Annotated in this window: 10 protein-coding genes; 3 read left to right on the forward strand and 7 right to left on the reverse strand. The window is 64.7% G+C overall.

Annotated features, from left to right (window positions below; all coding sequences use genetic code 11):
• Window positions 1-113 precede the first annotated feature (113 nt).
• The 3 genes from glyQ to EGJ68_RS01780 are packed head-to-tail and all read left to right on the forward strand — an operon-like array spanning window position 114 to window position 4,498.
• Window positions 114-1,058, forward strand: a complete 945-nt coding sequence (gene glyQ / locus EGJ68_RS01770; protein ID WP_123032844.1) for a glycine--tRNA ligase subunit alpha — start codon at window positions 114-116, stop codon at window positions 1,056-1,058.
• The gene (gene glyS, locus EGJ68_RS01775; protein ID WP_123032845.1) at window positions 1,055-3,142 is read left to right on the forward strand and encodes a glycine--tRNA ligase subunit beta; all 2,088 of its coding nucleotides are present in this window, start codon (window positions 1,055-1,057) and stop codon (window positions 3,140-3,142) included. The genes glyQ and glyS overlap by 4 nt, the downstream gene beginning before the upstream one ends.
• A 54-nt stretch (window positions 3,143-3,196) precedes the next feature.
• On the forward strand, window positions 3,197-4,498 hold the full coding sequence (locus tag EGJ68_RS01780; RefSeq protein ID WP_123032846.1) for a DNA recombination protein RmuC: 1,302 nt from the start codon (window positions 3,197-3,199) through the stop codon (window positions 4,496-4,498).
• Here the strand turns inward: EGJ68_RS01780 and EGJ68_RS01785 are convergent, their stop codons facing one another.
• The 7 genes from EGJ68_RS01785 to EGJ68_RS01815 form a co-directional block, all read right to left on the reverse strand.
• On the reverse strand, window positions 4,499-4,834 hold the full coding sequence (locus EGJ68_RS01785; RefSeq protein WP_144079855.1) for a hypothetical protein: 336 nt from the start codon (window positions 4,832-4,834) through the stop codon (window positions 4,499-4,501).
• Window positions 4,835-5,058: 224 nt separating this feature from the next.
• Complete coding sequence (locus EGJ68_RS01790; protein WP_123032848.1) at window positions 5,059-5,442, reverse strand: hypothetical protein; 384 nt, start codon at window positions 5,440-5,442, stop codon at window positions 5,059-5,061.
• A 1-nt stretch (window position 5,443) separates the two neighbouring features.
• Window positions 5,444-8,686, reverse strand: coding sequence for a response regulator (locus tag EGJ68_RS01795; protein ID WP_123032849.1), 3,243 nt, complete (start codon window positions 8,684-8,686; stop codon window positions 5,444-5,446).
• On the reverse strand, window positions 8,676-10,817 hold the full coding sequence (locus EGJ68_RS01800; RefSeq protein WP_123032850.1) for an Hpt domain-containing protein: 2,142 nt from the start codon (window positions 10,815-10,817) through the stop codon (window positions 8,676-8,678). The genes EGJ68_RS01795 and EGJ68_RS01800 overlap by 11 nt, the downstream gene beginning before the upstream one ends.
• On the reverse strand, window positions 10,810-11,919 hold the full coding sequence (locus EGJ68_RS01805; RefSeq protein WP_123032851.1) for a methyl-accepting chemotaxis protein: 1,110 nt from the start codon (window positions 11,917-11,919) through the stop codon (window positions 10,810-10,812). The genes EGJ68_RS01800 and EGJ68_RS01805 overlap by 8 nt, the downstream gene beginning before the upstream one ends.
• Window positions 11,916-12,476, reverse strand: coding sequence for a chemotaxis protein CheW (locus EGJ68_RS01810; protein WP_158283452.1), 561 nt, complete (start codon window positions 12,474-12,476; stop codon window positions 11,916-11,918). Before EGJ68_RS01810 ends, EGJ68_RS01805 begins: the two co-directional genes overlap by 4 nt.
• A 1-nt stretch (window position 12,477) precedes the next feature.
• Window positions 12,478-12,888 carry a response regulator gene (locus EGJ68_RS01815; RefSeq protein WP_123032853.1) on the reverse strand — a complete coding sequence of 137 codons (411 nt, stop codon included), beginning with the start codon at window positions 12,886-12,888 and terminating at the stop codon, window positions 12,478-12,480.
• Window positions 12,889-12,936: the final 48 nt, after the last annotated feature.

Below are 12,936 nucleotides of genomic sequence, written 5' to 3' on the forward strand. Positions count from 1 at the left end.
GGCCGGCTCGCGGGGCCGGCGTGACTGACGAGAACAAGGAAGCCCGCATATAATGCGGGCTGAAGTGGCTGTATACTACCCAGCTTTTTTGCGAACCGCGAACAGGTGTTGCCGTGTCTCCAGCTCCATTGTCCTTTCAGGACCTGATTCTCACCCTGCAGCAATTCTGGGCCGAGCAGGGTTGTGTGATCCTGCAGCCACTGGATATGGAGGTGGGTGCAGGAACGTTTCACCCCGCCACTTTCCTGCGCGCCATTGGTCCCGAAAGTTGGAACGCCGCCTACGTTCAGCCGAGCCGGCGGCCCACCGATGGCCGCTACGGCGAAAACCCCAACCGGCTGCAGCACTACTACCAGTTCCAGGTGATCATGAAGCCCTCGCCGGCTTCCTTTCAGGAATTGTACCTGCAGTCGCTGCAGGCACTGGGTATCGACACCGGTATACACGATGTCCGTTTCGTCGAGGACAACTGGGAATCCCCGACGCTGGGCGCCTGGGGCTTGGGCTGGGAGGTCTGGCTGAATGGCATGGAGGTCACCCAGTTTACCTATTTCCAGCAGGCCGGCGGACTGGAGTGTTATCCCGTAAGCGGCGAGATCACCTACGGGCTGGAGCGCATTGCCATGTACCTGCAGGGCGTGGACAGCATTTACGACCTGGTGTGGACCCGCGGGCCTTCCGGCACCGTGAGTTACGGCGACGTGTTCCACCAGAACGAAGTGGAGATGTCGCGCTACAACTTCGAGGAGGCCGACACAGACTGGCTGTTCGCCCAGTTCGACCACTGCGAGAATGAAGCCCAGCGCCTCATCGACGGCAATCTGCCCTTGCCGGCGTACGAGATGGTGATGAAGGCATCGCACACGTTCAACCTGCTCGATGCACGCCACGCCATTTCCGTCACCGAGCGGCAGCGCTACATTCTGCGCGTGCGCACGCTGGCGCGCGGTGTGGCACAGGCCTACTTCGATGCGCGTGCCGCGCTCGGCTTTCCCCTGGCCGAGGAGGCACTGCGACAGGAAGTACTCGCCAACACCCGGCAGGAGGCACAGGCATGAGCCAGACGGACACACTGCTGGTAGAGCTGGGTACCGAAGAGCTCCCGCCCAAAGCACTCAGAGCGCTGGGCACGGCCTTCCGCGACGGCATTGTTGCCGGGCTGGCACAGCGCGGCCTTGAACACGGCGCGGTGCAGTGGTTTGCCTCACCGCGCAGGCTGGCGGTACTGATTGACGCGGTGGCCCTGCAGGCGCCCGATCGCGAGCAGGAGGTTCAGGGGCCGCCAGCCGACAAGGCCCGGGACGCGCAGGGCAACTGGACACCGGCCGCCCTCGGTTTCGCCCGCAAGCAGGGCCTGGAACCGGACGCACTCTCGGTGGTCGACACACCCAAGGGGCCGCGCTTGTGTCTGCGCACCACGCTACGCGGGGCGCAGTTGCGCGCTGACTTCAACGACATCATTCACGCGAGTATCCGTGAGCTGCCCATTCCCAAGCGCATGCGCTGGGGTGCCAGCAGGGTGGAGTTTGTGCGCCCGGTACACTGGGTGGTTGCCATGCTGGGCAGTGAATCCGATTTCGGTTCGGTGCTGGGCCTGCCGACCGGCAACACAACCCGTGGACACCGTTTCCACAGCAGCGGCGAGATCCGCTTGCAGCGCCCGCAGGAGTATGTGGAGAAACTCGCCGCGGCGAAGGTGATTGCAGATTTCGATGAACGCCAGGCGATGATCCGCGCGCAAATCGAAGTGGAGGCGAGTGCACTGCAGGCGCAGGCGGTTATCGACCCCGACCTGCTCGACGAAGTCACGGGACTGGTGGAATGGCCGGTCGCCCTCACGGGTAACTTCGAGTCGCGATTCCTCAGCGTGCCTGCCGAGGCGCTGGTGTCCTCCATGAAAGAACACCAGAAATATTTCCACCTGGTAGACGCCGACGGCGCCCTGCTGCCGCACTTCATCACCCTGTGCAATATCGAAAGCACTGACCCGGCACAGGTGATTGCGGGCAATGAAAGGGTGATCCGCCCCCGCTTGAGCGATGCCGCTTTCTTTTTTGAAACCGACAAGAAGCAAAGCCTGTATTCCCGGCTCGACGGGCTGCGTAACATCGTTTTCCAGCAAAAACTGGGCTCGCTGTATGATAAATCACAACGCGTAGCGCGGCTGGCCGGGGAACTCGCTGCCCTGCTGGGCAGCAACGCAACGGATGCACAGCGGGCAGGCCTGCTGTGCAAAGCCGACCTCGGCACGCAGATGGTGCTGGAGTTCGCCGACATGCAGGGCATCGCCGGGGCCTATTACGCACGCCACGATGGTGAATCCGAGAATGTGGCCGCCGCGGTGGAGGAGCACTACTGGCCGCGCTATGCAGGTGACCGCTTGCCAACCGGGCTTACCGCGGCGGCGGTGGGTGTAGCGGACCGGCTGGATACCCTCATGGGTATTTTCGGTATCGGCCAGCCGCCCACCGGCTCGCGCGACCCCTTTGCACTGCGCCGTGCATCACTCGCGGTGTTGCGCATTCTGGTCGAGAAAGAGCTGGACCTGGATTTGCGTACCTGCCTGGCACTGGCGGCAGACGGTTATGCTCCGGGAACGCTGCTGGAAGGTACCGCAGACCAGGTGCTGGACTACATGCTGGAGCGCTTCCGGGCCTGGTATGAAGAGCTGGATATCCCCGCGGAAGTCTTCCGCGCAGTGAGCGCCAACAAACCCGGCAGGCCCCTTGATATACAACGTCGAGTACTGGCCGTGCACGCCTTCAGCCGGCTGCCCGAGGCGGCGGCGCTGGCGGCCGCCAACAAGCGGGTAGGCAACATCCTGGACAAGCTGGAGGCCGGATTTGCCTTCGGCGAGGCCCGTGACGACCTGCTGCAGGACCCGGCGGAGCAGGCCCTGGCGGAAAATCTGGCCACCCTCGGCAGCACCAGCGAAGCACACCTGGCGGCGGGCGCCTACAGCGAAGCGCTGTCCTGCCTGGCCGCACTGCAGGGTCCCGTCGATGCGTTCTTCGACGACGTAATGGTGAATACCGAGGACACTGCCCTGCGCAACAACCGCCTGAACCTGCTGCACAGTCTGCGCGAGCGCTTCCTGCGCGTGGCGGATATCTCGCTGCTGGCGGTGCCGCGGCAGAGCTAGCGGAGGTCGCCCATCAGCCCCCTGGAAAGCCCCTGGTTACTGCCCGCTGTCGGCATGCTTGGCGGCTTGACCGCGGGCCTGATTGCGGCCTTGCTGTGGCGGTTGCGGCTGCACCGCCAGCAACAGGCGGAACAGGCGCAACAGCTGGCCCAGCTGGGACAGCGCCATCAGAGCCTGCGCAGCGAGTACGACCGCCTGCTCAGCCGTCAGCGGGAGCAGGCACGCCAGCACGCCGCACAACTGGAGCTCCTCAACAGCAACCGGGACCAGTTGAAGCTGGAATTCGAACACCTGGCCCACCGTATCTTCGAGGCGCGCGGACGTCAGTTCACCGACAACAGCAAGGCGGAGCTGGGGCAACTGCTGCAGCCCTTTCGCGAGCAGATCAGCCACTTCCAGCAGCGCATTGATCGCGTGCACTCGGAGTCCGTGCAGGGGCAGGCGGCCCTTGAGGCCGAGCTGCGCAAGGTGCTGGAGATCGGCCTGGCCATGAGCACCCAGGCGAGCAACCTCGCCTCGGCACTCAAGGGCGACAAGAAAACCACCGGAAACTGGGGCGAGGCTCAACTGGAGCGCACGCTGGAAGCGGCTGGGCTGTTACCCGATGAACACTACGTCCTGCAGGCGGCACTGCGCGACGACCAGGGCCGGCGTCGACTACCCGATGCCCTCATCCTGCTGCCCGACAACCGTCATCTGGTAGTGGACAGCAAGGTGTCGCTAGTGGACTACGAAGCGGCGGTTGCCGCAGACACCGAGGCGGAGCGCGACGCGCGTCTGAACGCCCACGGGCGTGCGGTGCGCCAACACATCGACGACCTCGCGGGCAAAGAGTACGCCAACCTGCCGGGCCTGGGCAGCCCGGATTTTGTGCTTATGTTCATGCCGATTGAACCCGCCTGGATTGAGGCGATGCGGCACAACCGCGACCTCTTCGGCTACGGCTATCAGCGGGGCGTGGTGCTGGTGTCACATAGCACATTGATGCCGGTGCTGCGCACGGTCGCCAATCTGTGGATTGTGGAGCGCAGCAACCGCGAGGCACAGGAAATCAGCCGCAGTGCCGGTGACCTCTACAATCAGGTCTGTACGGTGGCCGAGCGTCTGCAGCGTTTGGGTAACACGTTGCAAACCGCAGCCAATCAATACAACAGCACGGTCCTCGGCCTCAGCGGGCGGCAGGGTCTGGCGGGCAAGGTCGATCGTTTCCAGCACCTGTCTACAGCCACCAGCAAGACGATGCCCACGCTGGACCCGCTGCATCTGGATATCGACGTGGACCGGCTTACCGCTATCGACCGCGGCTCGCGCACGGATGACCCGGCACCGGAAAACGGCGATGAAAGCGCGGAGTAGTCAGGCCGCATCATCCGCCGGGCGGCGCTCACCATTGCGAGCCACCATTCGAATGGTGCGCTGACAGGTTTCCAGCCAGGTGGCCGCCGGCTCGGTTTTCAGTACCCGTACGCAGCCACGCTCCGTAACGCAGGCAATACTCGTTTTATTCGGGGTCCAGTCGCCCTCGGAGAGGCGCGGTTTCCGCTTGCTGTAAAACCAGAGTCCGCGACGATCCTGCATAACATAGCGCGCGTCTTCAGGCAGGAAGACCTTGCGCCCGTCAATCACCGCAAAGACTTCCAGGTCATCCCGCTGGCTGGACCCCAATGTGGCCGTAGGTGTGATAGTAAACATGGCTGCGCCCCCCGCAATGAACTGAAATTTCTTCCGACGCTGCACAATGGCAACGCGCCCAGTTATAGGCAGGCAGCCCGGACCTGACAATGCGCGGAAAAGCGATTTTTCGTCACATTTGGAAAAATGTGGTGTTTTCCGCCCAATTATTTACGTGGAAGGGGTTTTCGGTGAGGAAAATGGGGGCTTTTTGTGCCATTTCTTTACATGGCGGTGATGTGCACTCAACCCTCTCGCGGCAGATCTGACTCCGCCGCAAGCAGGTCAGGGACCTGGCAGCGCCGTTCATCAATCAGGGCCACAGGCACCGCGTCTTCGGTCAATGCATCGGTCAGCTGGTCTGCGGTAAGACGGCGGTACACCAGTGGCAGAGGGCCCAACGGCAGGGCCCAGTAGCGGACATCCTGCCCCTGTAACACCGCATAGACCCGGGCCGACTGGGCGGCGCCGAGCACTGGAATCGCCGCGCCGCGCCAAACCAATGTCTGCGAGGAGACTTCGGGCACCGCGACGACCTCTGCCAGGCAATTCAACGGCAGCACCCAAGTGGTGCCATCGACACGCGGCAGCAGCACGCTGGGTACACCGTTATCGGCCTGGGCCTCCATATCAGGACACGCGCAGCGGGTAGCCGGTCAGCTCCGCAATCTGCTCAACCAGTTGTGGGAAGTTGAACGGTTTACCCATGTAGCCACTGCAGCCCGCCTGCTCGGCGAGCGCGCGGTGCTTGGGCCCGGTGCGCGAGGTCACCATGATCACGGGGATGGCCTGCAGCCGCGGGGCACGGCGAATTTCGCGCAGCGTCTGGATGCCGTCTTTCAGGGGCATCTCGATATCCAGCAGGATCACATCCGGCAAGCGGTGCAGGCCCGTCAGCAGCTCAATCGCGGCGAGACCATTTTCCGCCGTGACCGTCTCCACCCCGAGGCTTTGCAACTGGCTGGTTGCCACCATGCGCTGGGTGCGCGAATCATCCACCACCATCACCAGCAGGTTGACATCGGCCACCGGCTCCAGCGACAGGGCGGGCACCGATTCGGCGGCCTGTCGGGTCACCAGCTGGTTGAGGTTGAGCGCCACAATGGCCTTGCCATCGGCGCTGGTGGTGCCACCGACAACCCAGGGCAGGTTGGCAAACTGGCTACCGAGGGAACGGATCACCAGCTCCAGTGCCTCCTCAACCCGATCTACCGCAATGGCCATATGCCGTTGCCCCGCGCCCGCGACAATAACCGGTACCGTGGCACCCCAGTTATCGCGGTCTGGCAGTGGCACACCCGAGCACAGACCAGCCAGGTACGCGGGTTCGCAGCGACGCCCCAACAGGGGCAGGTCGGTCTGCTCCTGCACTGCCTGCAGAAACTCATCCACCGGTACATGCTCAACGCCAATCAGGCCATCGAAGGGAATGGCGTAAGCCGTGTCGGCAACCGTTACCAGCAAGGCACCGTTGACGCTGATATTGGAGGGCATGCGAATGCGGAAGGTGGTGCCGCGGCCGAGGTTGGACTCGATCTCGATGTCGCCACCAATACGCTGCAACTCGCCCATCACGATATCCATGCCCACACCGCGGCCGGATATCTCGCTGATCTTGTCCGCCGTGGAAAAGCCGCGGTGGAACACCAGGCGCTGGGCCTCGCGGTCGCTCAGGCTGTCTACATCCACGTCCAGACCCTTTTTGCGTGCCTGTTCACGCATGCGCTGCGGGTCGATGCCGCGGCCATCGTCGCTGAGGGACACCACATAGTCCGTACCCTGTTTACGCACATCAATGCTGATGACGCCGGTGTCCGACTTGCCGGCACTGATACGCTCCGCGGGGGGCTCGATACCATGATCCAGCGCGTTGCGTACCATGTGCTCGAGAATGATCTGGCAACAGGCGTGGCTGTCGCGGTCGAGCTTGCCCGCTTCGCTGATAACCCGGAAATTGACCGCCTTGCCCAGCTCCGCACTGACCGTGCGCACGATGCGGCGCAAGCCAGGCATCAGTCGGGAAACCGGCACCACCCGCGCCGCGCGGATGGACGACCCCAAGGAGGCGACCATGCCGGCCTGCTGTTTCAGCAGTGCTTCCGCCGCCGACGTATGCCGCCCCGCCAGTCGCGCCAGTTCGTCGAGGTCGTCCACCGCTTCCCGCAGGATGCTCGCCGCCTCGTGGATGTCGGAGTACTGGTCCATTTCCAGTGCATCAAGTTCAGCACCGGGCCCGCTGCGCGTGGCCGTGGCACTGAGCAGCGCGCGGTCGGAGATACGCCCGATGTGGGTGCGCAGCGACCCGAGCCGGCTCAACAGCTCGCCGGTAGCGCGTTTGCTCTGCAAGGTGCTCTGGGAGGCGCGCACACCGAGCTTCTGCACCTCATTGCCCAGGTTGAGCAGGTAATCGAGGGCGTCGGGGCTGATGCGGATAGTCTGCTGGGCGCCGAGGGCCTGGGCGCCGGCATCGGCGATCTTGCGGTCCTCCCGGCGCTGACCGGGCGCCAGTGGCTGCAGCTGCGCGACGCCGCTGCTCGCGGTGCCACCCTCACTGGCGGCTGGCGCGGGCGCGTCCTGCTGCAGTGGCAGCTCGCTGGCCACGTCGTTGCGGGTGTGCTGGATATGATCATAGCCACGCACTGTCGCGTCCAGCCAGGCGTTGATAATGCGGAAGTACTGCACCTCGCCGCCGGACTCACAGGGCAGCCGGTCGAGCAGGGTTTCGAAATTGTGAATCAGCGTACCGTAGCGTTGCAGGCCCACACCCTTGGCGATGCCCTTGAGGGTATGCAGGACGCGGGATACCTGCTGCGGTGCTTCCGCCGCGGCCGGCTCGCGCTCCCAGGCGCCCAGCCCGTCCTCCAGTTTCTCCAGCTCGGTGCCGGCTTCTTCAAGGAACGCATCGAGAAAATCCGGGAACAGTTCGCTGCCACCGCGTGTGCTGAAGTTGAAGGTGATATCGCGCGGCACGCACCAGGACAACTCAGCCGACGCCGGATCGATGGGCTCGGGGACCGGCGCTGGTTCCGGGGCCGCTTCCGGTTCGTGCTCCGGCTCCAGTTCGGGTTCGGATTCGCGCTCCAAATGCGGCTCCAGCTCCCGTTCGGGTTCGTGCTCCAGCTCTGGTTGCAACTCCGGCTGCGGCGCGGTCTCTGGCTCGGCCGCGGCGGATGGCGGCGCTGTCGCAAACTCTGGGGAGCGCGTCGGTGTCGACGGTTCGGCAGCAAACGCCGTCGCAGCGTCCACTTCCGTTTCCTGACCTGCGGGCGGCACAGGTTTCTCCGCCGGCGGCACGGCCTTCACGTCCTGCTCGACGGCAGCGGCAGCGGACTGCGCCGAGGCCGGCGCGCCGGATGCCTCCACCGCAGCCGACAAATCGGCCTCGTCGCGCTGTATTGTACTGGGCAGGGCAGGGGGCGGCCCCAGGTGCAGGACGTCGGCCCCTGCGAGGTGCGCCAGTGCAGCGCTGTCCGCCCGTCGGTCGGCACCCCGGGCGTGGCGCACGGCAATAAACTCCTGTCGCGGCGCCTCGGGGCGCCCGGCACCGCCGTCTCCGCCACGACCGCCGTAGATGCCACTGGAGTCACTGACCGAGGTCAATACGATTTCTTCTTCGATGAAGTCCGACAGATCATCCGCGACCGCGCCACCCATCATGTGACGCGCGCCCAGCTGGGCTTCCTGATCGCTGAGCGCGACACCCGGGCGGTGCAGGCGCTCGCCGGCCACGGCAAACAGCTTTTCCTCGGGCTCATCCAGGCGCCGGCTCAGCAGCCAACGCAGTGCGTGCTCCCCCCACTGCGCAAGCAGCGGCTGTGCCCAGGGCTCCCGCAGCAGCTCCTCGACTGTGGGCTCGTTCTGCTTATCGTCCATCGGCGCCCCCCCGGCCAAGGTTCATACAGCGATTGCGTAAATCCCGGACCCGCCTCACATCAAAATCGCCGGCACCGCCGCAGGTGGCGACCAGTTCCGGCAGTGCCTCCAGCACTTCCTCGAGCAGGCCCGGCAGCGCGGGATCCATGGGATGCTGGCCTTCCAACACCCGATCGAGAAGATCCTGCACGTCCCGGCCCAGGTCACCGAGGGTAAACAGGCCGACGGCGTTACCGTTGCCCTTGAAGGTGTGGAAATGGCGACGGATTTCCCGCAAGCGATCGTCGCGTGCCGGCGCCGCCACCCAGGCCGGCAGCTCGCTCTGCAACCGCGCGATAATCTCCTGCGACTCCTCCAGAAACACGTCGCGGAAGGCTGCGGGAATGGTTTCAGTGCGTTCTTCAGGCGCGGGGTCGGCGGTCGTCTGTGACGGGGCGGCGTCTGCCGGTTCCGGCGCGGGCGCGGGCTGCAAACAGCCCGCCTCGCGTTCCGCCGCGTCGAGCAGGTTTTGCAGCTGTTCGGGGGCCGCCGCCGGGTCAAGGCCGAGGCTCTCAAAATACAGCGACAGCCAGGCCAGTGCCTGCGCAAAATGCATCGCTGCCGGCTCATCCGTTGTGAAGGGTTCGCGCGCAGCAACCAGCCAGCGACCCAGCAGGCCCGCTACAGAGGCCGCTCGCAGCATACCCTGATGCGCCAGCGCCTGCTCCATGCTGCGCAGGTCGTCCGCCGCCGTCTGTCGCAGCTCAACGTCATCACCTTGCTGCAGCTGCTCCTGCAGCTGGTTAAGGCGGGCAGACGTGGCAAATATCAAAGGCGCCAGTACGGCGAACGAAGGCGCGACGCTTGATTGCTCGCCGTGCAGCAGCACGCGCCTGGACACCGCAAGGTGTGTATCCACCAGGGTCCGCGCCAGGGTCAACACAGCCTGCCGACAGCGCCCAGGGTGCTCGGCAAGGCGCCCGGCGCAAAGCTGCTCCAGGAGGTCGCCCGCACCGCGCAGATCCTCAGCGAGCAGCTCCTCGCCAGCGGCAATCAAGCGCAAGCGGATGCTTTGCAACTGCGCGACTGCCTCCTCGGGATGCGGCGCGCGCCCCGTGGCAACCGCCTCCATGTCCGCCTGCTCCAGCGTGTCAATCAACCCGGCAAGTCGCGCGGCTGCCGCGTTGCAGGCGGCCAGCAGGGCATCGCTGTGAATCAGGCCGCGCTGTGCATCGCGCAGGGTGTGCCCGGTCAGACCAAACACCTTCCACACGTGCGCCACATAAAGCGGCTGTACCGGGCAGGCGGCCATGTAATACAGCGCCTGTTGTATATACGCGGGGTAATCCATCGCCGGGTCCGCCGCGCTGCCGTGCTCGCGCGCGTATTTCACCATGAAGGCACCGGCCTTGAAGATCTGCGCGATGCACTCGTCCGGCTCGGCCAACTCCGCGGCCAGTGCTTCACACAGCGCAATCAGCAACAGCCAGAACGGCTCCTGCACTGTGCCCGTCATGAATCCCTGCATTTTTTGCGCGATGCGCGCCAGCGTGCGCGCACTCTCTGCACCGGGTCGCGAACCCAGTACACCCTTGGCGCCCTGCAGGTAGGGGGCCAGCATCACATCGGCGCCGCGCCGGATTGACTCTTCGCTCGGCCGCTGCGCGTTGCTGGTGATACCGCAGTCGACAGGCAGGGTAAAATGGAAGAACAGAGCCGGGGGCCGCAGCACTTCCCCGGCCCAGCGACGCAGGTCATTGACGCAGGGCTCCAGGCCGCGCCCACTGTCCAGGCGCAGCTGCTCGACGTGGTCGAGATAGGCGGGCAAGGTTTTGATCGCCCGCATCAGGCCCCCCATGACCAGGTTGCGTCGCTCTGCAACCACGTCGCCACGCAACAGGCGCAGGAACCCGCGCTCCATCTCCAGCGCGAGCATCTCCGCCTTGTGCAACCGCAGGGCGCCCAGTGCCGCCGTTATATGGTGTACCGACCACAGGCAGTGCAGCAGGGGTTCGCGACGCTGAATATCGCGGCTAAAGTCGATCAGCGCCGCCTCTGCCGCATCCAGCGACGTCTGCAGTGGCTCGCGCAAGCGACGCAGATCTACCCGGTCAATGCCCTGGCGCGCGGTGTTTGCCTGCTGTTCAGACATTCAGGGCACTGCCCGCGCTGTCCACGCGCAACCGGGCCAGGTTGCGGCCGAGGGTAGACAGTGTCTGTTGCAGTGTGGCAATCCCCTGCTGGGTGGCTTCGGCACCTTCACGCAGGGCACGGTTCTGCTCCCGCACCTCACCCAGCAGTCCGTTCAGGCGCCGCACGGTATCGGCAGACTGCTGCGTGGTATTGCCGAGGGAGTCGACCTGATCGAGCAGGTAGGCGGCGCCGTGATTGATGTCTTCCAGCGACGCATCGATACGCTCCACAAACTCGAGGATGGTGACGACGGCGCCCACCGTGTGCTCCAGGCTGTTCAGGTTCTCCGCCGACAGGTTCTGCAGCATGCGCACTTCCGAGGTGATCTTGCGTCCCTCGTCTTCCGCTTCGCGCAGCAGGTCGCCAATCGCTTCGGCAATACCGAGAAAGGGCCGCCCGTGCTCACCGGCGCGCTCGGCCTCAATGCGCGTATTGATGGCGACCACCGATATGCGCGTGTTGAGCGACTGGATGTATTCCGCCGCCGTGGTCACTGACTGGATCAGCTCGCCCTGGCGCTTGGCGGATTTGGAGGTCTCCTGCATGGATTCGCGCACATCCGAGGAGGCGCGCGCCATATCCGTGGCGAGTGTCTGTCCGCGGCTGACCAGCTGACGATGGCGCCCCATGGCTTCTCGCGCCTGTTTACTGATGCTGGTCATGTCCTCGGCCGCCTGCACCTCACGCGACAGCGCGGATTTCACTTCCTCCAACTGACGCCCCATACCGGCGCTGGTTTCACTGTGCCCGAGGCTGCTCTTGCCGAGCTTGTGCAGCTCCGCCGCAAGCCCCTCGAACGGCACCCGAAGCTCGGAAACAAGTTCGCGCTGCCTGGACAGTGCGGTATTCAGTTGCTCGGCAATGGCTGCGGTCGCCGGCGCGGCACTCTCGGCGCGCGCGGTGAGGTCGCCGTCCGCCAACCGACGCAAGGCGACGAGTACACCCTCGTCAGCGCCCGCCGCTGCACCGGCACCACGGCGAGCTTGCCACAGCAGAAAACCGGTAATGCCCTGGGCAATCAACAGGACGATGACAACAACGAGCAAAACGGTCTGACTCATGGTACAGCTTCCTCAACAGGGTCAGCGGGCAGGGCACTGGTATCGGCAAGCGCGCCACTGGCAAGCAATCGGGCGCCGTCCAGCAGGCCGAGAAACTCCTCGCCACGCTGGAACCCGCCATCGCAGCACTCCGCCAACAGGCCCGCAAGCGGGATCGCGCTGCAGCGCTGTGCCAGGGGCAAGGTGATGTTGCCGCGCACCTGGCTCAAAGTGACACCGAAGTGCAGGCCGGGTTGACGAAAGACCAGGCAGTACTCGCGCCGCCTGCCCGGTGACAGGCGCTCGGCGAACAGGGTATCACCACAGAATACCGGCAGCAGCTCGCCCTGGTGGGCCGCCACGCCAAGCACCCAGTTGCAGGTGCCTGGAATACGGGTCAACGGCGGCAGGGCAATCACGGTATCCACATCGCCGTGGGCAACGACCAGTGGCACACCGGCTATGCCGATTGCTGCGCCAGACCAGGTCGGTTCTTCCGCCGCGACGGGGGGCGGTACCGTGGCCCGCTGGGCATAGCGCTGATGCAACGCCTGCAGGGCAGTAAAGGCCCCTTCCACCTCAGGCCGCCTCGTCCGGCCGGGTGTGCTCATGGATCAACTGACGCAGCACCGGGTCGGGCGGAATCTTGCTCACATGTGCGTTGGCGCCCCGCGCCTGGCCTCGGGCAATATCGAAAATACCGTCGGAGGAGGAGAGCAGCACAACCGGTAAATCGCGGGTATCCTCTGCGTGTCGGATCAGGCTGCAGGTCTGGTAGCCGTCCAGCTCCGGCATGGTGATATCCAGAAACACGATATCCGGCTTGAAGCGTCGCAGCAGAGCGAGCCCCTGATAGCCGTCCTCGGCGGTTTCCACCTCGCAGCCCATCTGCTTGAGCGTATGCGACATCATCATGCGGATGGTCTTGGCATCGTCGATGATGGCCACACGGATGCCGCTGACATCCTGGGCCTCGTTGTGATCAGGCATAACTTCTCTCGCGCGTTACTGTGCATCACAGTATTTTAGTAGTGCCTC

Origin of the sequence: Haliea alexandrii (genome assembly GCF_003719295.1) — a bacterium.
GTDB lineage: Bacteria > Pseudomonadota > Gammaproteobacteria > Pseudomonadales > Halieaceae > Haliea > Haliea alexandrii.

Excerpts from the sequence above, each read along its gene's own strand:
- glyS (WP_123032845.1), top strand. The coding sequence starts at position 1,055 with ATGAGCCAGACGGACACACTGCTGGTAGAGCTGGGTACCGAAGAGCTC.
- EGJ68_RS01780 (WP_123032846.1), top strand. The coding sequence starts at position 3,197 with ATGCTTGGCGGCTTGACCGCGGGCCTGATTGCGGCCTTGCTGTGGCGG.
- EGJ68_RS01785 (WP_144079855.1), bottom strand. The coding sequence starts at position 4,834 with ATGTTTACTATCACACCTACGGCCACATTGGGGTCCAGCCAGCGGGAT.
- EGJ68_RS01790 (WP_123032848.1), bottom strand. The coding sequence starts at position 5,442 with ATGGAGGCCCAGGCCGATAACGGTGTACCCAGCGTGCTGCTGCCGCGT.
- EGJ68_RS01795 (WP_123032849.1), bottom strand. The coding sequence starts at position 8,686 with ATGGACGATAAGCAGAACGAGCCCACAGTCGAGGAGCTGCTGCGGGAG.
- EGJ68_RS01800 (WP_123032850.1), bottom strand. The coding sequence starts at position 10,817 with ATGTCTGAACAGCAGGCAAACACCGCGCGCCAGGGCATTGACCGGGTA.
- EGJ68_RS01805 (WP_123032851.1), bottom strand. The coding sequence starts at position 11,919 with ATGAGTCAGACCGTTTTGCTCGTTGTTGTCATCGTCCTGTTGATTGCC.
- EGJ68_RS01815 (WP_123032853.1), bottom strand. The coding sequence starts at position 12,888 with ATGCCTGATCACAACGAGGCCCAGGATGTCAGCGGCATCCGTGTGGCC.